Origin of the sequence: Rhizobium ruizarguesonis, from assembly GCF_017357285.1 — a bacterium.
Lineage (GTDB): Bacteria > Pseudomonadota > Alphaproteobacteria > Rhizobiales > Rhizobiaceae > Rhizobium > Rhizobium ruizarguesonis.
Genome location: NZ_CP071681.1, coordinates 355672 through 375738 on the forward strand (window position 1 = coordinate 355672; position 20067 = coordinate 375738).

Genomic DNA, 20067 nt, shown 5'->3' on the forward strand with positions numbered 1-20067 from the left:
CCATGGCCGAACGATCGCAGCCCTCGGCAAATTACCGCAGCTGGCCGGTCATAACGGCGCTGACCATCGTCAGCCTGCCGCTGCTCCTGATGTATGTCTATCTCTTCCTCGACACTGTGACCATCAAGCAGGCGGACGCGCTGCTGCCTTCGGGCTTGACGCTCGACCACTGGCGCTTCCTGTGGCAGACGACAGAGGGCAAGGCGAACATCTGGCAGGTGACTGTAAATACGCTGCTCTTTGCTGCCTGCACCACCAGCCTCGTGGTTATTGTCTCGTCGATGGCGGGCTATGTTCTGTCACGACTGAACGTACCGGCGCGCGGCTTCTTCCTTGCCGGCGTCATGGTGCTGCATGCCTTCCCGTCGGTGACGCTGATCATCGCCATCTTCATCGTGCTGCAGATGATCGGCCTCTACAATTCGCTGCTCGGCGTCATCCTGGTGAAGGCGGCGATCGACCTGCCGCTCGGCATCTGGCTGATGAAGGGCTTTTACGACACCGTGCCCTGGGAAATCGAGATGGCCGGCGTCGTCGACGGCGCCTCGCGCTTCCGGGTCTGGCGCAGCCTCGTGCTGCCGCAGGTCAAGCCCGGCATCATGGCGCTCGGCCTGTTCTCTTTCCTCTCCGGCTGGGGCGAATTCATCCTGCCGCAGGTGCTGGCGCCTGGTAATCAGGTGCAGGTGCTTTCGGTCTATCTCGCGGCCTTCCTCGCCGACGATAACAATTATGACTTCAACATGTTCAAAGCGGTCGGCGTCTTCTACCTCGTTCCGGTGCTGATCGTTTACGCGCTCTTCAACAAATATCTCATGAACATCTATGGCGGCGGGAGCAAAGGCTGATGCGCATCCTCCTCGACAATTTTTCGAAGAGCTTCGGCTCCACCAAAGTCATCGAGAACATGACGCTCGAAGTCGGCAGCGGCGAGATGCTGGCGCTGCTCGGCCCTTCCGGCTGCGGCAAATCGACGACGCTGTTTTCCGTCTGCGGCATCCACCGGCCGAGCGGCGGGCGCATCCTCTTCGGCGACCGCGATGTCACCGATCTGCCGAGCCAGGCCCGCAATGTCGGCGTCGTTTTCCAGTCCTATGCGCTCTATCCGCACATGACGGTCACCGAGAACATCGGCTTTCCGCTGAAGGTGAAGGGCATGCCGGCTGCCGAGATCCGCAAGGAAGTCGACCGCATCGCTGCCCTCGTTCAGATCGGCAACCTGATGGGCCGCAGGCCGGCCGAGCTTTCCGGCGGCCAGCAGCAGCGTGTGGCCCTGGCGCGCGCGCTGATCCGCAAGCCGGATGTGCTGCTGCTCGACGAGCCGCTCGCCAATCTCGACGCCAAGCTGCGCCTCGAAATGCGATCGGAAATCCGCCGCCTGCAGCGCGAAACCGGCATCACCGCCATTCTCGTCACTCACGATCAGGTGGAGGCGATGAGCATGTGCGACCGCATCGCCATCATGAAGGAAGGCGAGATCGTCCAGATCGCCACGCCGGCCGAAATGTACAACGATCCGAAGACCGCCTTCGTTGCCGGCTTTCTCGGCAATCCGCCGATCACCTTCCTGCGCGGCGTCGTGGACAAGGGCGCCTTCACCATCCCGCAAAGCGAGATCCGCGTGCCGCTGCCTGTGACCATCGGCGCCGCCGAAGGCACGAAGCTGATGCTCGGCGTCCGGCCGGAGCATTTCACGCCGGCAGGCGACATTACCGTGCCGGGCAAGGTCACCTTTGCCGAAACGCAGGGCCGCGAGAACCTCTACGACGTGGCTCTTGCCGGCGGACCGCTGTTGCGTTCGATCCAGCCGGTCCGCAGCGATATTCACGTCGGCGACGACGTCCGCTGGGCGATCGACAGCCGCGGCGTATTCGTCTTCGACGAAAATGGCAGGAGGCTCTGATGACCCGCGATTTCTCGGCATTTTTCGAGCGTTACGGCTGGCCGTCGGGCAAGGGCCGGCTTCCTTTCTGCATCGGCCATCGCGGAGCCAGCGGCCATGAACGTGAAAACACCATCACCGCCTTCCGCCGCGCCGCCGAACTCGGGGCTGAGATGTGGGAGCTCGACACGCAACTGACCAAGGACGGCGTGGTCGTCGTCTCGCATGACGACCACCTCGAGCGCGTCTTCGGAATCGACCGCCGCATTTCCGAGATGACGGCGGCGGAGCTTGCAGGGCTCGACGGCGTCGACGTGCCGAGTTTTTCGGAAGTTGCCGTTCTCGGCCGCGAGACCGGAACCGGTCTCTACGTCGAACTCAAAGCGCCTGGAACCGGCTTGCTTTGCTGGCGGCACCTTGCCGAGATGAACCAGCATTTCGCCTGTCTCGGTTCCTTCGATACGGCTCAGGTGCGCGAACTTCGCGACGCCGCCTGCGATTTTCCGCTTTCCGTGCTGATCCGGGTCGGCCACGATCCGCATGCGCTCGGCGACGAGGCCGGCGCCGATATTCTGCATCTTTGCTGGGAGAGGGCAGGCGAGCGTCCGCAGGATCTGGTGACTGACGCGCTGATGCGCCGCGCCTTTGAGGAAGGCCGCGAGATCGTGCTCTGGCACGAGGAGCGGCCGGCCATCCTCGCTGATATCATGAAACTTCCGGTTCTCGGCATCTGCACGGATCTGCCCGATCTGATGCGGCCACCGGCAGGCAGGGAAAAAGCAGTTGGCAGACAAGGATAAGGGACCGCGCAAGGTAACCTCCTTTGACGTGGCGCGCGTGGCCGGCGTCTCACGCGCTGCCGTGTCGCGCGCCTTCACGCCGGATGCCAGCGTCTCGCCGAAGACGCGCGAGAAGGTCTACCAAGCCGCCAAGGAACTCGGCTACCGGGTGAACTATCTTGCCCGAAGCCTGACCAACAAACGCTCCGATCTCGTCGGTCTCGTCGCTGCCGGCCTCGACAATCCGTTCCGCACTCTGCAGATCGAGAATCTGGCAAGAGTGCTGCTCGCCCGCAATTTCCGCCCCATCCTGCTGCCAACCTCGCCGGAGGCTGATACTTCGACGGTTATTGGCCAACTGCTGCATTACGCCGTATCAGGCGTCATCGTCACCTCGGACGCACCGCCGACCGAGATCTGCGAGCAGTGCGCGGCCGAAGGCGTGCCGATCGTGCTGATCAACAAGGGCAACGACATTCCCTTCGTCGACCGCATCATCTCCGACGACCGCATGGCCGGCCATCTCGCCGCCACCCACCTGATCGACAGCGGCGTGCGAAAGCCCGCCGTGATGGCCGCCCCTGCCATATCCTATACGGCGCGGCGGCGCAGCGAGGCCTTCATCGCACGCTGCAAGCAGCTCGGCGTCGAGGCGCAGTTTCTGCAGGTCAGGATCAACGACTACCGGAGCGGCTACGATGCTGCAGCCGAACTTGCCGCATCCGGCATCGACGGGCTGTTCTGCGCCAACGACTACATGGCCTGCGGCGTGGTCGATCGCATCATGCAGGGCCGCGGCCGCGATGATGCGCCGCCGCTCTCCATCATCGGCCATGACGACATTCCTCAGGCGAGTTGGGCCGCCTACGATCTCACGACCATCCGCCAACCCTGCGACGTCCAGGCCGAAAAGACGGTCGACCTGCTGATGAGCCGCATGGTCGAGCCGGACCTGACGGCGCGTGTCGAATTCACGCCGGTGACACTGATCAAAAGAAGGACTGCGTGATGAATTCCGCATTCGATCCCGCCGCCATCCGCGCACGGGCGGAGGTCGCCATCACCGTTGCCCTCGAGGTCGGACGGGAGGTTGCCCGGTTTCGGCGCGACTCTGACCCCGGCTCGCTTGCCGTCGAGAACAAGGGATTGCAGGATTTCGTCACCATCGCCGACAGGAGGGCCGAGCAGGCAATCCGCGACGGCCTGCTCTCGCGTTTTTCTGATGATACGTTCATGGGCGAAGAGAGCGGCGGACGATCGGGTAAGGGTGGCACCTGGGTCGTCGATCCGATCGACGGCACGACCAACTATATCAGGGGCTTCCGGCACTGGGGCGTCTCGATCGCCTTCGTCGTCGGCGGCAAGGTGGAGATCGGCGTGGTCTACGACGCCGCCGGAGAGAAAGTCTTTCACGCCGTGCGCGGCGGTGGCGCCTTCAAGGACGGGATTCCGGTCCATGCGGCGGCGACCGTCGATCCGGCCAATGCTCTTGTCATTCTCGGCCATTCCCGCAAGACGAGTTTCGACGACCATCTCGCGCTCTCGCGGCGGCTCCATGAACGCGGCATGGATTATCGCCGCATGGGCGCGGCCGCGATCGACCTCGTTCGCGTTGCCGAGGGTGCTGCCGACCTTTATTACGAACGCCATCTCAATGCCTGGGACATGCTCGCCGGCGCGCTGATCGCCGAAGAGGCCGGCGCTGTGGTGGCGATGCCGCCGGTCGACAAACTGCTTGCGCACGGCGGACCCGTCATCGCCTACTCGCCGGGGCTTGCCGGCGAATTCGCCTTCATCCTCGACATCGAGGGGCTATAGATACACCTCTCCCACAGACGCGATCCGCCCGATTTGTGAGACTGCGAACTTTGCCCGAAAGTTACGGAACGCCTGTTACGCAACAACGCGATTGCGACCGGTCTTTTTCGCCGCATAGAGATTCTGATCGGCGATCGCCAAAATCTCGTTCGGAGACTTGGCAGACAGGGTACTGGCGAGACCTATGCTGATCGTGACGTGCAGCCCGTTGCAGATCTCAGACCAGTCCCATCGTTCAATCGCCGAACGCAGCCTCTCGCAGAGATCTGCGGCGCCTCGGGGAGCGCCGGCGAACAGGACGACGAATTCCTCGCCGCCAAAGCGAATTGCCTGATCGGTAATGCGTAGCTGGCTGCGCAATATGGTTCCAATGGCACCCAGGACCCGGTCGCCGATCATGTGAGAGAAGTTGTCGTTGATCGACTTGAAGTGATCGACATCCAGCATCGCGATGGAATATGGACGCTTCTCAGATGTCAGCGCTTTAAAGCGGCTGTCGAGATATTTGCGATTATAGAGCCCGGTCAGTGCGTCCAGATAGACGGCGTTGGCAAGGATATCGGTTTGCTCCTGCAATTTCTGATAGGAGGCCTCCAGCGTGTCTGCGCGCTTCGACTCCGTTTCGGCAACTTCCTTGAACCGTTTGGTTTCATAGTAGATTTCGGCGAGACGTGCGCGTCGCTGCGTACTCTCGGCACTATTGCGCAAATAGGCTTGGTGGTATTTCTTATGTGCCTCCAGCGCCGGATCGAACTGCCCCAGCCCCTCATAGGCCTGCGACAGATAAAGATAGATCTGCACATAGGAATCGAAACTTCCGCCGGCGTCGATCAGCTCCACCGCCTCGAGCAGCGGCGACAGGGCTTCCGTAAATTTTCCGGAATTGTTGTAGATCTGGCCCAAAGTGTAGAGATATTGCTGCCTGTCCCTGACATAGCTGTTCTCTTGAAACAGCCGATAGCGGACCATGCACTGGAGCGCCTTCTCATGCTCGCCCAGGTGGCTGTAGAACTCGGCTTGGTTGCCGAGACAGAGGCGTGCGGCCCAGCTGTCGCCGATCTCGATTGCGATGTCGAGCGCCTGTTCGGTCAGTGCCAGCGCTCTGACCAGCATCTGGTGTTCTTCCTCCGGCTGGCCGAGCGCCCGCGCGATATATCCGCCTTCCGAATGAGAGCCGCCGAGATTGATGAGCCACCAGCATTCATAGTTCTTATTGCCAATCGATCTGGCGAGTTCGACAGACCTCTCGCTCATCAGGATGGCCCGGTCGGGCTGTTTGTTGCACCAGAAGATAATTCCGATGACGTTGGTGGCCAGGCTTTGTGCTTTCGGGTCCGCGGCCTTGTCGGCCAGATCCAACGCGCGGGTCGCTTCTTCGATTGCTTCCTCCGGCAAGCCCAGTTCCAAGAGCAACCATCCGAAATAGGCCCGGGCAACGGCTTCCTCTTTGCGCTCCCCGGTCAATTTCCAGAAGTCTATCGCCCGCCGGACATGCGTCAGTCCAAGTTCGGCCTTGCCGATTTGAAAACAGTACCAGGCAATATCCGTGTCGCATTGCGCGGCGAGCCGGTCGTCGCCCCGCGCCTTGGCATCAACAAGAATTTCGCCGGCCAGTGTAAGGGCCTCAACCGAACGGCCTGTACATCCAAGGTGCCACGCTTCCTGTAAGCTGGAATTTGCTTGTCGAGTATTTGCTTCGGCATCAACAACTTGCATATCGGACACCAACATTTGTCTGCTGGCTATGGATAGCATCAGAAGTTTAAAATGATGCAAACTGCAAAAAGCAGGCGACAAACCTGGAAACAGGGTATCGAAAGCCTCTCACACCTTTCGCCATCATGCTCCAACGTCCGCCGGTTAATCCGCCATGCGGCGGCGCCAGGCGCGTTCGGTCGCCGGTGCCTCGTCCGTGGTGATCTGATCCGGCTTCAGGGCCATCAGCGTCGAAAAGCCTAGCCATTCCTCTTCGCTGAAACCTGCCTCCGGATCCTTCAGGGTGAAGGTCCAGGCATCGACGCGTTTGCCTTCGTCCTGGCAGAGCGCGATCATGTCGAGGCCTTCATTGGCGGCACCAAGGATCAGCGGCCAGTGGAGATAGATCGTGTCCGGTTCGGTCGGGCCGCGCAGGTCGGCGCGCAGTTCCGTCTCGACCGCCTTCCAGCCGTTGGCCTTTTTGATATCGTAGAGCTTGTCGGTCGGATCGATCCCTCGCAGAAGATGGGGAAGCTTCTCCTTGACCGCGACGATGAGGTCGAGGCTGCCGCCGCTGACGATCACCGAGGCGGCGATATCCTGGAAATGCGCGGCCAGATGCGCAATGCCCCTGGCGCCGATCGCTTCAAAGTCATCCTTCATGTCGAATTGCAGCAGCGCGGCCGGGTGGGCCGATTGGAGCATGGCGGCGAGATCCTCGCTCAAGATCAGCGGCCGGTCGCCCTCCTGCATCCTGATAGCGGTGAGGTCGCCGATGCTCTTCTTGGCGATCGCTCCCTGCCCAGTCGTTTCACCTTCGAGCTCCTCATCGTGCAGCACGACGAAACCGCCGTCGGCGCGGACGCGCAGATCGAGCTCCATCGAGGCGCCTGCTGCAAATCCCTCCGCCATCACTTCGGCTGAGAACAACGGATCGGCAAACCGCTTGCGCAACCGGTGCCATTTCAGGCGGGTGCGATGCCCCTCATGTGAAATCTCCAGGCCCTGCGCATCCAGCAATCTTGTCATCTGCACCAAGTCTCCGCGATTGCTACTCTCCTGCCTTGATGATCCATGATTATCAAGGGCCGAAGACGGCTTTCATCGACTGTAAGCTGCGGATATTGCCTCCGAAGCGGCTGATATATCCGAGGGATGGCCTGCCTGCCTGAGGGCGGCGCCATACGCCACGACATTCGACAGCACCGTCTGGAATGCGGCGCGCGGACCCGTGTGGTTCAGCCGCACGAGACGGGCCGGCGCGGTTCCGACGCCTTCGGTCAGCTCAACCCCGAGCTGCCCGGCAGCTGCGATCAGCGCGGCAGGCGCCAGCGCCTCCGGCACCGGCACGGCCGTGACCAGGTTCGACGCTTTTACTGCCGGCACCCAGGCTGGGGCTCCGAGTGCGGCAAGCCCCGCTCGTGTCGCCGATGCTGCCAGCGCATGGCGGGCGACGACATTTTCCAGGCCTTCAGCCTCGATGCGGTCAAGCGCCGCCTCCAGCGCGAAGAATTCCAGCGGCGCCGGTGTTCCCGGCAGGCCGCGTCGGCCGCCATCGACCCATGACTTCTGATCCGCCAACGACAATATCGAATCGCGCGCGGCGCCATCTCTGAGAATGAGATCCCAGGCGCGGCCGCTGACCGAGAGTGCGGACAGACCGGCCGGCCCGCCGAGCGCTTTCTGCGGGCCGATCACGGCGATGTCGATGCCGAGATCGTCGACATAGAGCCGGTGGCCAGCGACCGAGGCGACCGCATCGACGACGGTGACGACGCCGCGAGCCCGGGCAAGCGCCAATATCTCCGGCAGGGGGTTGAGAATGCCGCTCGCGGATTCGGCATGAACCAGCGCGAGCACGTCGATCTTCGGACCCGTCTGAAGTGCTTTGGCGACTGCTTCGATCTCGATCGGAAGGCCCGGTTCGGCGACAACATCCTCTACTGTCGCGCCACCCCGCCGCAGCCATTGCCCGAACCAGCCGCCATAGGTGCTGGTGACGATGTTGAGTGCTGTCAGGCCAGGGCGCGCAAGGCTGACCGCCGCCGCCTCGAGCGCCACCACCGCTTCTGCCTGCACCAGCAATATATCGTTGCGGCTGTGCAATATGCCGCCGATCCTGTCGGCGAGGACGGCGTAGCGCTCCGCGGGATAGGAGGGCACGCCATGCAGGGGATTCCAACCAAGATCGGGCATGGATACTTCCTTCAGCAAGGATCGGTCACGAGACGAGGGACGGCGGCAACGAGTGCGCGGGCGGCCTCCGATTGCGGCGCGGCAACGACCGCCGCTGCCGGGCCGGTCTCGACGATCCGCCCGCCATCCATGACGGCGATGCGGTGGGAGACGGCCCGGACCACGGCAAGATCGTGCGAAATGAACAGACAGGCAATGCCCTGTTCTTTCTGCAGATCGACCAGGAGCTCGAGGATCCGGCCGCGCACGGTCACATCGAGCGCCGAGACCGCCTCGTCGAGCACCAGCAGCGATGGCCGCGTCGCAATCGCCCGCGCAATCGCCACACGCTGCCGCTGGCCGCCGGAGAGTGCCCGCACCGGACGTGCGGCATGATCTGCGGTGAGGCCGACACGCTCGAGCAGCATGACGATCTCGCCGGGGCGCTGGTTCTTCGCGGCGACGCCGTGGATGCGAAGCGGATCGTCGAGCACCGCACCGACGCTCGCCAGCGGATTGAAGGCCGCAAGCGGATCCTGAAACACCATCTGCATACGCGCCCGCCGGCGGCGCAAAGACGCGCTATTCAGCGCGAGCCAATCCTCACCCTCGAAACGGATCGAGCCGGCATCGGCGCTGAGAAGCCGCAGCAGGATGCGCGACAGCGTCGATTTTCCACTGCCGGAGGCGCCGACGAGACCGAGCGTTTCCCCTGCCGCGATGGTGAGCGACACATGATCGACGGCAGCAACCTGGCGGCCCGAGGAAGAAAACCCTTTCGACAGGTTTTCGACGGAAAGCAGAATGTCGTTCATGACGCCACCTCTTCGATCAGCGGTGGCGTCGCGAGGTCGCGATGGCTGGCGATGAGGGCGGCGGTATAGTCGCTTTTCGGCGCAGAAAGCACCGAACGGACGGGGCCTGCCTCGACCAGCCTCGCATTGCGGAAAACGGCGATGCGATCGACAAAGCCGGAGGCAAGCGCGATGTCGTGGGTGATGAAGAGCAACGTCAGGCCGTCCTCGCGCACCAGCCCGTCGAGCAGGCCGACGATCTCGGCCTGGACCACCACATCGAGCGCGCTGGTCGCCTCGTCGGCGATCAGCAGCGCCGGTTTCGCGGCGATGGCGGCGGCGATCGCCACGCGCTGGCGCTGGCCGCCAGAAAGCTGATGCGGAAAAGCCCGCATCGCCTTGTCAGGCTGCGGTATCCGCACCCGCCCGAGCAATTCCTCGGCCCTGACATAGGCCTGTTTCCAGCTGAGGCCGAGATGGCGCCTGGCGCCCTCGGCGATCTGCTCGCCGATCGTCAGGACGGGGTTGAGGCTCGAGCCCGGGTCCTGGAAGACAAGGCCGAAATCGCGGCCGGGGCGGGGTGGATGGCCAAGTGCAGGCCAGAGCAATTCGCCCTGGACCTTCGCTCCCTCCGGCAGCAGGCCGGCAAGTGCTCGCGCGAGCGTGCTCTTGCCGGAGCCGCTTTCGCCGATGATCGCCAGCCTTTCGCCGGCTGCGATATCGAGGTCGACGCGGTCGAGGGCGGCATTCCTGCCGCGACCATAGGTGACCGAAAGCTGCCGCAGGCTGCAGAAAATGCTCATGCCGCCCTCGCACCGTCGTCGCCAAGCGCCTTGCCGAGGCCTTCGCTGAAGAGATGGACGCCGAGCACGGTTACGGCCAGTGCCGCACCCGGTATGACGGAGAGATAGGATGCCGAACGCAACACGCTGCGGCCCTCGGCGATCATCGAGCCCCAGGTGGCGATATTGGGGTTGCCCAGACCCAGGAAGGAAAGTGCTGCTTCGGTGAGGATCGCGCCGGCGACGATGGTGGCGGAAAGCGCCAGCACCGGCGGCAGCGCGTTCGGCAGGATTTCCCGAAGGGCGATCTCGGCCGGATGCATGCCCATCACCTTTGCCGAGGCAACGTAATCCTGCTCACGGATCGCAAGCACCTGCGCTCGCGTCAGCCGCGCCGGATCGGCCCAGGTGCCGAGCGCAATGGCAATGACGACGACAGGCGTCGACACCCCGATGGTGCTGACGAAGGCAAGGGCGAGCAAAAAAGCCGGCACGATCTGGAAGGCGTCGACAACCCGCATCAGCGCCTCGTCGACGAGCCCGCCGGCAAAACCGGCCGCCATGCCGACGCAGAGCCCCAGCACCATGGCCGAAAACGCTGCCGCCAGGCCGACGGCGAGCGAGGTTCGCGCGCCATAGAGCAGGCCCGCCAGGACGTCGCGGCCGAGCCGGTCGGTGCCGAGCGGAAAAGCCGGATCGGTGAAGGGCGTCAGCAGCGCACGGCCGGCAATCTTCAGGGGATCGCCCGGTGAAAGGATAGGGGCGAGCAGCCCGGCCGAAAGCAGGACAAGAAGGATCGCAAACCCGATCACACCTTCCGGCGTGCGCAGCAGGCGGCTCATGCGCCGCCCTCCGAAGCGCCGATGCGCGGGTCGAGCGCGGCATAGACGAGATCGACGAGGAAATTGACCGAGATGACGAGGACGGCACTGGTGACGACGATGCCCATTAACAGCGGCGCGTCGCGGCCGTTGACCGCCTCCTGCGCCAGCCGCCCGAAACCCGGGATTGCGAAGACGCTCTCGATCACCACGCTGCCGCCGAGCATCGCCGCCGATTGCAGCCCGAGCATGGTGACGAGCGGCAGCAGCGCATTGCGCGCCACGTGGCGCAGCACGATCCGGCTCCGCGATAGACCCTTCGCGCGGGCGAACAGCACGAAATCGAGCTTCCAGGCCTCGGCCATGCCGCTGCGTATCACCCGCAGGAACAGAGCGAGATAGATCAAGGCGAGCGCGCCGACCGGCAGAACCAGATGGTCGGCGATATCAAGAGCGCGCGAAAATCCTGTGTTGCCCGAAGCGATCGTCTCGACGCCGGCGATCGGAAACCAGCGCAGCTTCACCGAAAAGGCGATGCTCAAGACCAGACCGAGCCAGAAGCTCGGAATGGCATAGACGATCAACGAACCGATCGACAGCAGCCGGTCACGCAGGCTGCCCGGCCGCGCCCCGGCGAGAATGCCGAGCGCCGAGCCGAGGCCGAAGGAGAGTGCGGTCGCGCTGCCCATCAGCAGCATCGTATTGGGCAGGCGTTCGGCAATAAGCGCGCCAACCGGCCGGCCGAAGGCGACCGACCAGCCGAGATCGAAGCGTGCGAGTGAGGAAAGATAGAGCCAGAGGCGGGCGAACATCGATTGGTCGAGGCCGTAGCTCTGGCGCAGCGACTGCCTAAGTGCGGCATCGCCGCCGCCGATCGAGCCGAGATAGGCGTCGACGGCATCGCCCGAGGCGGATTCGAGCAGGAAAAAGGTGAAGATCACCACGATCAGCAGCACCGGAATACTGCTGATCGCCCTGCGCCTCAGGAGGATGATGGCTCGTTTCACGCCTGACAGGGCCTCTGGAAGAGAATTGCCGCCGATTCTATCACGATTGCAGCGCGGTATCGCCCCAGTTCGAAACGGCCCAGCGCGGATTGTTCGAGACGTTGAGCACGGTATCGCGCGCAACGGTGATGAAGCCCCATTCCGCAACGTTGATCAGCGGCAGGTCGGCGACGACCAACTGCTGGAACTTGCGGTAGAGATCGGTGCGCGCCGCCGTGTCGATGGTTTCGGATGCCTGCAGGATGATCTTGTCGAGTTCCGGATTGACGTAGCCACCCTGGTTGGAGAAGGGCACGCCGGCTGGCGTACCGGACTGGACGAGAATGGTGGTGGAGATCGCCGGGTCGCCACGGAAGACCGGCGGGCCGACGGCGAGATCGAACTCGTGATCGGTATAAACAGCTTTCTGGTGCGCGGCCGCATCGGCATTGACGATCTCGGCATTGATGCCGATCATGGCCAGCGCCTGGCGAAGGTAATCGCCGAACTGGCGGGTTTCGTTGAAATATGGCGCGGGGCGAAGCTTCAGCGTAAAGCGGTTGCCATCGGGCCCCTGCTTGTATCCGGCCTTGTCGAGAATGTCGTTGGCCGCCGCCGGATTGAAATCATAGGCCGCGACATCCGGCGTGTAGAACTGCGGCGCATTCTTCGGCACGGGACCGGTGGAGGCGGCGGCGTAGCCGAGGAAGATCGTGTCGACCACGAATTTCTTGTCGATTGCCTGGGCGATCGCCTGACGCACCCTGAGATCGGCAAGCTCCTTGCGGCGATGATTGATCTCGACGACGAGCTGGTAGGTCAGGGCCTCATAGCCCTTCGAGATCACCTTGATGCCGGCGACCTTCGAGATACGATCGAGATCGGCCAGCGGCACAGCCGAGAAGGCGGCAAGCTGGATTTCCTCGGCTTCGAGCGCCGAGCCCGCTGCTTCGCGATCGGGCAGCACGCGGAAGACGATCTCATCGAGTTTCGGCTGGTCCTTGTCCCAGTAATTCTCGTTGCGCGTCAGCCGGTAATATTCGCCGGCCTTGTGTTCGGCGAACTTGAACGGACCGGTGCCGACGAGCGTGTTGTTGGCCGGATTGGTGGCGATATCGGTACCGTCGAAGATGTGCTTGGCGACGACGCTGGTCACGACCGGCAGCGCGTTGCGGATCAGCTGGAACGGCGTCGGCTTGGAGAAGCGGAAGATCGCGGTGTAATCGTCAGGTGTATCGACGGCTTCGAGATTGGCAAAGACCAGGCGGCCGAGATTCTGCAGCGGCTTCCAGATGTTGAGCGCCGAGAAGGCGACATCGACTGAGGTAAACGGCTTGCCATCGTGCCAGGTGACGCCATCGCGCAGCTTGAAGCTGACGGAGAGGCCGTCATCCGAGCCCTCCCAGGAGGTGGCAAGGCGCGGCGAAAGCCCATCCTTGCCGTCGAACGACGCTTCAGCCAGCGGCTCGATCACCTTGCTTGCGACGAAGAAGACGCCGTTCGAGGCGACGATGGCAGGGTTGAGGTTCTTCGGCTCGGAATCGGCGGCAACGATCAGCCGGCCGCCGCTGGGTGCAGCCTGCGCAAACGCCTGCCGGGCGAGCGCCGTCGAGGCAAGCAGCAGGGCGGTGCCCTTCATCAGCGTGCGCCGCGAGATAGATGATACGGTCATGACCCCTCCTGATCGGTGAAATTCGGGTGCCCATATTCAGGGCGAAATGCAAATTGTCATAGAGGTTAGATTCGAATGGTTGGGCTGGGCGAGATATTTTTTGTCACCCAGCCATTATTCGCTCAGCCGTTGGCCGCGACACGGGCAGGCTCGGTGAAGAGATTACGATAAGCGGCACCCGGATGCGGCGCGACGAGCCGTGGCCCCGCTCCCCCAAGTTTTTCCCGCAACGTCCCCTTGGCGTAGTCGGTCTTGTAGACGCCGCGCTTCTGCAGTTCCGGCACCAGCAGATCGACGGCATCCTCGAAACTCTCGGGCGTCACGGCATAGGCAAGATTGAAGCCGTCGACATCGGTGTCCTCAATCCATTCCTGCATCAGATCGGCGACCGTTTGCGGCGAGCCGACGAAAACAGGACCGAAACCGCCGATGCCGACCCAGTCGGCCATTTCGCGCACCGTCCATTCCTTGGTGGGATCGATGGTGGTGAAGGTCTCGACGGCCGATTGCACCGCATTGGTATGGCGGTGCCGCAGCACCTCGTCCGGTCCGAACTGGCCGAAATCGATGCCGGTCCAGCCGGAGATCAGTGTCAGCGCGCCCTCGAAGGAGGCGTATTTGCGGTATTCGTTGAACTTCCGCTGCGCTTCCGCATCCGTTTCGCCGAGGATCACGGTCTGCAGGTTGAAGGCGAGGATTTCGCGCGGGTTGCGGCCGACCCGTTCGGCCGCCTCGCGGACATTGGCGACGTAACGCTTCAGCACTGGCTTCGACGGAGAGGCGACGAAGATGCATTCGGCATGGGCGCCGGCGAAATCCTTGCCGCGGCTGGAGGCGCCGGCCTGATAGAGCACCGGTGTACGTTGCGGCGAGGGTTCGCTCAAGTGAATGCCGGGCACATTGAAGTGCTTGCCGGAATGGCGGATCGGATGGACTTTGTCAGGATGGGTGCAGATACCGCTTTCCCGGTCGCGGACGACGGCGCCGTCTTCCCAGCTTCCCTCCCAGAGCTTGTAGCAGACCTCGAGATATTCCTCGGCGAGATCGTAGCGATCGTCATGTTTTGTCTGTGCCGGCTGGCCGATATTGAGCGCGCCGCTGTTGAGGTAGGAGGTGACGATATTCCAGCCGACGCGACCCTTGGTCAGGTGGTCGAGCGTCGAGATACGGCGGGCGAAGGTGTAGGGATGCTCGAAGGAGAGCGACGCCGTCAGGCCGAAGCCGAGGTGCTCGGTCTCGTAGGCCATGGTGGGGATCAGCTGCAGCGGATCGTTGACCGGCACCTGCGCCGAATGGCGAAGTGCGGCGTCGACATTGCCGTTCAGCACATCGTAGACGCCGAGCACGTCGGCGATGAACAGCCCGTCGAACTTGCCGCGCTCCAGCGTCTTTGCCAGATGCACCCAGTAGTCGAGATCCTTGTAGGTCGAGGACTTGTCGCGTGGATGGCGCCAGAGCCCTGGCGACTGGTGTCCGACGCAATTCATGTCGAAGGCGTTCAGCCTGATTTCGCGGGTCATGTCTTTCTTCCTTGGAATTAGGGATTGCTGCGGCCGAGGCCGTAGGTCAGCGCCAAGGCTCCGACGAGTACGGCGCCCTTGACGAAATCCTGGGTATAGTAGGGAGCGTTCAGCATGGTGAGGCCGTTCAGCAGCACACCGACGAAGACGGCGCCGGCAATGGTGCCAAGCACGTTTGGACGTCGCAGGTTGAAGACGGCAAAGCCGATCAACGCGGCGGCGACCGAATCCATCAGCAGCGAGCCGCCGGAGGAAATGTCACCACGCCCGACGCGGGCGGCAATGACGATGCCGCCGAGCGATGCCAGCGTGCCCGAAATGACATAGGCGAGCGTCTTCAGCCGCACGGTCGAGGCGCCGGCAAGCCGGGTCGCGACCTCGTTGCCGCCTGTTGCAAACAGCAGCCGGCCGATGCGGGTGCGTTCGGTGAGAATGAAGAGTGCGATGGCGACCACCGCCATCAGCACCACCGAAACGGGCAGGGTGCCGAGAATGCTGTAGCGGCCGATCAGCAAAAAGGCCGGGTCGTAAGCGCCGGTCGCTTTTGAGCCGTCGGGCAGGGTGAGGCCCGCAGAGATCGACCGGCCGGCTGTCGGGATCAGCTGCAGGCCGGAAAGCAGGAACATCATCGCCAGTGTCGCGAGCAGATCAGGCACTTTCAGGCGGACGATGAGGAAGGCGTTGACGAGGCCGACCAGCGCGCCGAAGGCGAGCACCAGCGGCACGGTCGCATAGGCGTCGAGGCCCCAGACGATCATCGCGTAACTCGCCGCCATCACACTCGATGCGGCGACGGCTCCGATCGACAGGTCGAAACCGCCGACGGCAAGGGTGACGGTGACGCCGGCGCCGAGAATGGCGACGACGGACACCGCCTGCAGGATGCTCATCAGATTGGCGATATTGATGAAGGCGGGTTGGGCGATGGTGAAGCCGACGACGAGCAGTGCCAGCAGGATGAACACCGCGCCCGCCCGCAGGAACGCGCCGAGGGCGGTGAGACGACCGCTATCGGCTTGCGGCGATGCCTTCGGCCGGGCGCTTGCCTGTGGAAGAGTGTCGTCATCGATCGTCGTCATGCGGATATTCCCTGAATGGCGGAAGGAGCGGCAATTCCGCCTGCTGCTGGCCTCAACACGTGGCGGTCGATGACAAGGATGCGATCGGCCACCTCATAGGCCTCCTCCGGGTCGGAGGTCGCAATCAGCGTCGCCCGGTCGCTGCGGGCGCGAATTGCCCGGATGATGTCGTGACGGGCGCCGACATCGACACCCTGGAAGGGTTCGTCGAGCAGCAGCAGCCGGCTCGGTTCCGCCTCCCAGCGGGCGATCACCGCCTTCTGCTGGTTGCCGCCGGACAGCGACCAGACCGAGGCGAGCGGACCCGCGGCCTTGATGCCGAGACGGGTGATCGCCTGTTCGGCCTCGCGTCGTTCACGGCCGCCGACAAGGAAACCGCGCGGATACCATTTGCCAAGATGCGGCAGGCTGATCGTCGCCGACAGCGAATGGCCCGGCCATGCCGGCGGCATCAGCGAGGAACGGTGACGGTCTTCGGCGGCCATGGCGACACCCGCCGCAATTGCCTCAGCCGGGCTTTTCGGCCGATAAGGCCGACCATCGAGGAACATCTGGCCGCCGGCAAGCGCCGTCACGCCGAAGATCGCCTGGAGCAACCGGCTCTTGCCGGCGCCGAGCACGCCTGTTACCGCCACCACCTCGCCCTCGTGCAATGACAGATCGAAAGAGACGGCCTCAGAGAGCAGTCTGATATCGCGCATCTCGAAAATCACTGGTCCGGTCGCGGGCCGCGCATCCGGCCGGGCCGCATCCAGTCTGCGGCCGATCATCGTTTCGATGGCGCTCGCAAAATCGATCGGCCGCGAGAAGGTACCGACGACACGGCCGCCGCGCATGACAAGTGCGCGGTCGGCAATCGCTTCGAGATCGGCGGTGCGATGCGAGATATAGAGGACCGCCAGGCCCTTTTGGCGAAGCCTAAGCAGAATATCGAAGAGGCGGCGGCTTTCTTCTCCGGAGAGGCTCGCCGTCGGCTCGTCGAGAATGAGGAGATCGGCGCGATTGGCAAGCGCCCGGGCGATCGCCACCAGCTGCCGATCGGCGCTGGCGAGGGTGCCGAAATCACGGTCCAGCGGCAGGGTGAAGCCGGCGGCATCGAGCATTGCCTGCGCCGCACGGCGGATGCCGGCGCGCGAGACGAAGAAGGGTGTGCTGCGATCGGCAAAATGATTGAGCAGCAGGGCATCGGCAACGCTCAGACCGGCCGCGCCGACGAGATCCGTCGACTGATGCACCGTGACGACACCGGCCCTAGCCGCTTCGGCCGGGCTACGTGGCGCAAAGGCGCGGCCATCGAGACTGACCATGCCGCCATCGGCCGGAAGCACGCCGGAAAGGATCTTGACCAGCGTCGATTTGCCCGCGCCGTTTGCGCCCATCAGCGCCACGATCTCGCCGCGCTCCATCGAAAAATCAGCGCCGGCAAGCGCCCGCGTCGACCCGAAACTGCGGGTGATATTTTCAATGTGAAGAAGCGGCATCGATAAAGGTCCGGGGCTGCAATCGAAGCCGGAGTGTGCCCTGTCCGGGCGGTCGAACTCCAGGCACGCCTTTCCCCCACGAACTGCCCTCGGGAAACAAAGAATCTCCCACAGCCCATAAAATCGGATCATTTACTCTACTAAAAACATAGAGATTATATCTAATAATCCGACGCGTCGCGAGGGCTGCCAGACCTGTCAGACGACGCTCCCGATTGCTAAAAGGAACGCGACGATGAAATCCCTCGCACGGCTCGCACTGTCTGCCGCCGTCATTCCGTTCATCTTCATTCAAGGCGCAAAAGCCGACGGTCTGTCCGGCGCTCCTGCCCCTTTCGACAGGGGCGGCGTCAAGGTCGCGCTGATCAGCTACATCTCGGCCGGCGATTTCTTCCAGGCCTATCAGGCGGGGGCTGAAGCCCAGGCCAAGGCGCTGGCTATCGACCTGCGCATCTTCCCCGGCCGGCAGGATGCCGCCGAGCAGCGCGAACAGATCCTCCAGGCGATCAATCTCGGCGTCTCGGGCATCGTCATCGACCACGGTCTGCCTGAATCGCTCGGCGACGTCGTGCAGCAGGCGCTCGACAAGGGCATCAAGGTCGTGGCCTTCGACGTCAACCTCAACAATCCCAAGATTCCGCAGGTGGAGCAGAGCGATCACGAACTCGCATCATTGGCGCTTGAACAGGTGGTGAAGGACAACGGCAACAGTTTCAGCGCCGGTTATGTCTATGTTGCGGGCTTCGCGCCGCTCGACCGCCGCAACGAGGTCTGGGACAAGTTCAAGACGGACAATAAAGGCGTGGTCGAAAAGGCCCGCTTCGGCAATGTCAGCGACACGACGGCGACTTCGACCGCTGATCAGGCGAAGGCCGTGCTCACTGCCAATCCCGATATATCGGTCGTCTTCGCCCCCTATGACGAATTCGCTCGCGGCGTGAAGCTCGCCGCCAACGATCTCGGCATCGCCAAGAAACTGAAGATCTATTCGGCCGACGTCTCGACGGCCGATATCCAGGAAATCACCGAGGAAGGCAGCCCGTGGGTTGCGACCGTCGCGACCAATCCTGCCGTCGTCGGCGCCGTCTCCATTCGCGCCGCAGCCCTCGAAATCGCCGGGCAGACGGTTCCCCACCAAATCACCGTGAAGCCGACGCTTCTGACGCAGGAGAGCCTGCGTGCAGCCGGCGTCAAGACGATCGAGGAACTGGCCGAAAAGATCCCGGCCTTCAGCACGAGCGATGCGGCGACCGCCAGCTGGATCCCGGACAAGCTGTTCTGAGACCTCGCACTTCGATCCTTCCGGCGGAAGCGTGTGGCTCCCGTCGGATCATCTTTTTGGAGAATTGGAGTTCCGCCCATGAGCCAATCCAATGTCGTCTTCGCGGCCAGCCGCAACCCGACGCGCGAAGACCTCTTTGCCCGTGCCGAGGATATCTCTGCCGACCTTTCCAGGCGCGCCGCAGACCTCGATCGCGAAGGCCGACCGCCGCTTGGCGAAATCGTCAAATTGAAGAATGCCGGCCTGCTCAATGCGCTTCATCCCCGTGAGATCGGCGGCGGTGGCCTCGATTGGGTCGACGGGCTGAGGCTGGTGCGCATTCTCGCCCGTGGCGAGAGCTCGATCGGCCAGCTGCTCGGCTACCACTATGTCAACAGCCAGTACATCTATTGGGCCCTCGATGCCGCCCGCGCCCATGCGCTGGGTAGCGATACGGTCGCCAGGAACCTCTATTGGGGTGCGGCCGTCAATCCGCGCGATCCCGGGCTGGTGCTCACCCGTCGCGGCAACGGCTATGTGCTGAACGGACGCAAGTCCTTCTCCACGGCAGCGCGGGTCTCCGATTACATCAATGCCAATGCGACGCTCGACGACAAGATCACCGGTTTCGCCGTGCCGACCAATCGTCAAGGTTACGTCGCCAATGACGACTGGGACAATATCGGCCAGCGCCTGTCGGACAGCGGCAGCGTCGAATTTCATGATTTCCCCGTTTACGAGGAAGATTTCGTCGGAGCGCCGGCTGCAGCCGACGCAGCGCCGCCGGTGCTTTCGACCTTCAATACGCCGTTCATCCAGCTGGTCTTCGTCAATTTCTATCTCGGCACCGCCGAAGGCGCGCTGCAGGCTGCCGTCGATTACGTCCGCACCACCACCCGGCCGTGGATCACCTCCGGTGTCGAGCGGGCAGCGGATGATCCCTATATCCTCGAACGCGTCGGCGAATTCACTGCCGCGCTGAAGGCTTCGGCGGCCCTTGCCGACAGTGCGGCAGCCGCCGTGCAGGCGGGCCTTGCCCGCGGCCGCGACGTCACCGCGCGCGAGCGCGGCGAGGCAGCAGCGGAAGCCTATGCCGCCAAGGTCCACGCCACCCATGTCTCGCTCGACATCACCTCGCGCGTCTTCGAGCTGACGGGCGCGCGCTCGACGGCCGACAAATACCGTTTCGACCGTTTCTGGCGCAATGTCCGCACCCATACGCTGCACGATCCCGTCTTCTACAAGGCGAAGGAAGTCGGTGAATTCGTGCTGAACGACAGGATACCGGAGGTCAGCCTCTATAGCTGAGGTTGCCACGCTGTCAT

General features: G+C 63.3%; 18 protein-coding genes. 7 read left to right on the forward strand and 11 right to left on the reverse strand.

From position 1 onward, the window contains the following. Positions 1-2: 2 nt before the first annotated feature. The 5 genes from J3P73_RS32685 to J3P73_RS32705 are packed head-to-tail and all read left to right on the forward strand — an operon-like array spanning position 3 to position 4476. Complete coding sequence (locus J3P73_RS32685) at positions 3-845, forward strand: carbohydrate ABC transporter permease (RefSeq protein WP_207580086.1); 843 nt, start codon at positions 3-5, stop codon at positions 843-845. After that, positions 845-1900, forward strand: a complete 1056-nt coding sequence (locus J3P73_RS32690; RefSeq protein ID WP_075223663.1) for an ABC transporter ATP-binding protein — start codon at positions 845-847, stop codon at positions 1898-1900. The genes J3P73_RS32685 and J3P73_RS32690 overlap by 1 nt, the downstream gene beginning before the upstream one ends. Continuing rightward, positions 1900-2679, forward strand: a complete 780-nt coding sequence (locus J3P73_RS32695; RefSeq protein ID WP_130692003.1) for a glycerophosphodiester phosphodiesterase — start codon at positions 1900-1902, stop codon at positions 2677-2679. Before J3P73_RS32690 ends, J3P73_RS32695 begins: the two co-directional genes overlap by 1 nt. Beyond that, a complete protein-coding gene (locus J3P73_RS32700; RefSeq protein ID WP_130692005.1) occupies positions 2663-3667 on the forward strand; it encodes a LacI family DNA-binding transcriptional regulator in 1005 nt (334 codons plus the stop codon). Before J3P73_RS32695 ends, J3P73_RS32700 begins: the two co-directional genes overlap by 17 nt. Further along, positions 3667-4476: an inositol monophosphatase family protein gene (locus J3P73_RS32705; RefSeq protein ID WP_130698449.1), complete on the forward strand. Its 810-nt coding sequence runs from the start codon at positions 3667-3669 to the stop codon at positions 4474-4476. Before J3P73_RS32700 ends, J3P73_RS32705 begins: the two co-directional genes overlap by 1 nt. Positions 4477-4551: 75 nt before the next feature. Here the strand turns inward: J3P73_RS32705 and J3P73_RS32710 are convergent, their stop codons facing one another. From J3P73_RS32710 to J3P73_RS32760, 11 genes are all read right to left on the reverse strand, one after another. Further along, a complete protein-coding gene (locus J3P73_RS32710) occupies positions 4552-6207 on the reverse strand; it encodes a GGDEF domain-containing protein (protein ID WP_207580087.1) in 1656 nt (551 codons plus the stop codon). A gap of 129 nt (positions 6208-6336) precedes the next feature. After that, positions 6337-7200, reverse strand: a complete 864-nt coding sequence (locus tag J3P73_RS32715; RefSeq protein ID WP_197726625.1) for a glycerophosphodiester phosphodiesterase — start codon at positions 7198-7200, stop codon at positions 6337-6339. A 72-nt stretch (positions 7201-7272) separates the two neighbouring features. Further along, entirely contained in the window at positions 7273-8367 is a 1095-nt protein-coding gene (locus J3P73_RS32720; RefSeq protein WP_130698446.1) for an aminotransferase class V-fold PLP-dependent enzyme, read from the reverse strand. A gap of 11 nt (positions 8368-8378) precedes the next feature. Then, the gene (locus J3P73_RS32725) at positions 8379-9161 is read right to left on the reverse strand and encodes an ABC transporter ATP-binding protein (RefSeq protein WP_207580088.1); all 783 of its coding nucleotides are present in this window, start codon (positions 9159-9161) and stop codon (positions 8379-8381) included. After that, positions 9158-9943 (reverse strand): ABC transporter ATP-binding protein, encoded by a 786-nt coding sequence (locus tag J3P73_RS32730; RefSeq protein ID WP_130692013.1) that lies wholly within the window; start codon positions 9941-9943, stop codon positions 9158-9160. The genes J3P73_RS32725 and J3P73_RS32730 overlap by 4 nt, the downstream gene beginning before the upstream one ends. After that, entirely contained in the window at positions 9940-10764 is an 825-nt protein-coding gene (locus J3P73_RS32735; RefSeq protein ID WP_130698444.1) for an ABC transporter permease, read from the reverse strand. Before J3P73_RS32735 ends, J3P73_RS32730 begins: the two co-directional genes overlap by 4 nt. Then, positions 10761-11750: an ABC transporter permease gene (locus J3P73_RS32740; protein WP_130692017.1), complete on the reverse strand. Its 990-nt coding sequence runs from the start codon at positions 11748-11750 to the stop codon at positions 10761-10763. The genes J3P73_RS32735 and J3P73_RS32740 overlap by 4 nt, the downstream gene beginning before the upstream one ends. 40 nt (positions 11751-11790) lie before the next feature. Further along, positions 11791-13401 (reverse strand): ABC transporter substrate-binding protein, encoded by a 1611-nt coding sequence (locus tag J3P73_RS32745; protein WP_130698442.1) that lies wholly within the window; start codon positions 13399-13401, stop codon positions 11791-11793. A gap of 122 nt (positions 13402-13523) precedes the next feature. After that, a complete protein-coding gene (locus J3P73_RS32750) occupies positions 13524-14921 on the reverse strand; it encodes an LLM class flavin-dependent oxidoreductase (protein ID WP_207580089.1) in 1398 nt (465 codons plus the stop codon). A 17-nt stretch (positions 14922-14938) separates the two neighbouring features. After that, entirely contained in the window at positions 14939-16000 is a 1062-nt protein-coding gene (locus tag J3P73_RS32755; protein WP_207580090.1) for an ABC transporter permease, read from the reverse strand. Further along, entirely contained in the window at positions 15997-17481 is a 1485-nt protein-coding gene (locus J3P73_RS32760) for a sugar ABC transporter ATP-binding protein (RefSeq protein WP_207580091.1), read from the reverse strand. The genes J3P73_RS32755 and J3P73_RS32760 overlap by 4 nt, the downstream gene beginning before the upstream one ends. Before the next feature lie 235 nt (positions 17482-17716). On the opposite strand from J3P73_RS32760, the gene J3P73_RS32765 reads away from it, so the two are divergent. Continuing rightward, positions 17717-18763, forward strand: a complete 1047-nt coding sequence (locus tag J3P73_RS32765; protein WP_207580092.1) for a substrate-binding domain-containing protein — start codon at positions 17717-17719, stop codon at positions 18761-18763. Between the two features lie 78 nt (positions 18764-18841). Next, complete coding sequence (locus J3P73_RS32770) at positions 18842-20050, forward strand: acyl-CoA dehydrogenase family protein (RefSeq protein WP_207580093.1); 1209 nt, start codon at positions 18842-18844, stop codon at positions 20048-20050. Positions 20051-20067: the final 17 nt, after the last annotated feature.

Coding starts and splice junctions, on each gene's coding strand:
- J3P73_RS32685 (WP_207580086.1), top strand. CDS start 3: ATGGCCGAACGATCGCAGCCCTCGGCAAATTACCGCAGCTGGCCGGTC.
- J3P73_RS32750 (WP_207580089.1), bottom strand. CDS start 14,921: ATGACCCGCGAAATCAGGCTGAACGCCTTCGACATGAATTGCGTCGGA.
- J3P73_RS32730 (WP_130692013.1), bottom strand. CDS start 9,943: ATGAGCATTTTCTGCAGCCTGCGGCAGCTTTCGGTCACCTATGGTCGC.
- J3P73_RS32710 (WP_207580087.1), bottom strand. CDS start 6,207: ATGTTGGTGTCCGATATGCAAGTTGTTGATGCCGAAGCAAATACTCGA.
- J3P73_RS32770 (WP_207580093.1), top strand. CDS start 18,842: ATGAGCCAATCCAATGTCGTCTTCGCGGCCAGCCGCAACCCGACGCGC.
- J3P73_RS32715 (WP_197726625.1), bottom strand. CDS start 7,200: ATGACAAGATTGCTGGATGCGCAGGGCCTGGAGATTTCACATGAGGGG.
- J3P73_RS32705 (WP_130698449.1), top strand. CDS start 3,667: ATGAATTCCGCATTCGATCCCGCCGCCATCCGCGCACGGGCGGAGGTC.
- J3P73_RS32695 (WP_130692003.1), top strand. CDS start 1,900: ATGACCCGCGATTTCTCGGCATTTTTCGAGCGTTACGGCTGGCCGTCG.
- J3P73_RS32755 (WP_207580090.1), bottom strand. CDS start 16,000: ATGACGACGATCGATGACGACACTCTTCCACAGGCAAGCGCCCGGCCG.
- J3P73_RS32735 (WP_130698444.1), bottom strand. CDS start 10,764: ATGAGCCGCCTGCTGCGCACGCCGGAAGGTGTGATCGGGTTTGCGATC.
- J3P73_RS32720 (WP_130698446.1), bottom strand. CDS start 8,367: ATGCCCGATCTTGGTTGGAATCCCCTGCATGGCGTGCCCTCCTATCCC.
- J3P73_RS32760 (WP_207580091.1), bottom strand. CDS start 17,481: ATGCCGCTTCTTCACATTGAAAATATCACCCGCAGTTTCGGGTCGACG.
- J3P73_RS32725 (WP_207580088.1), bottom strand. CDS start 9,161: ATGAACGACATTCTGCTTTCCGTCGAAAACCTGTCGAAAGGGTTTTCT.
- J3P73_RS32765 (WP_207580092.1), top strand. CDS start 17,717: ATGAAATCCCTCGCACGGCTCGCACTGTCTGCCGCCGTCATTCCGTTC.
- J3P73_RS32690 (WP_075223663.1), top strand. CDS start 845: ATGCGCATCCTCCTCGACAATTTTTCGAAGAGCTTCGGCTCCACCAAA.
- J3P73_RS32745 (WP_130698442.1), bottom strand. CDS start 13,401: ATGACCGTATCATCTATCTCGCGGCGCACGCTGATGAAGGGCACCGCC.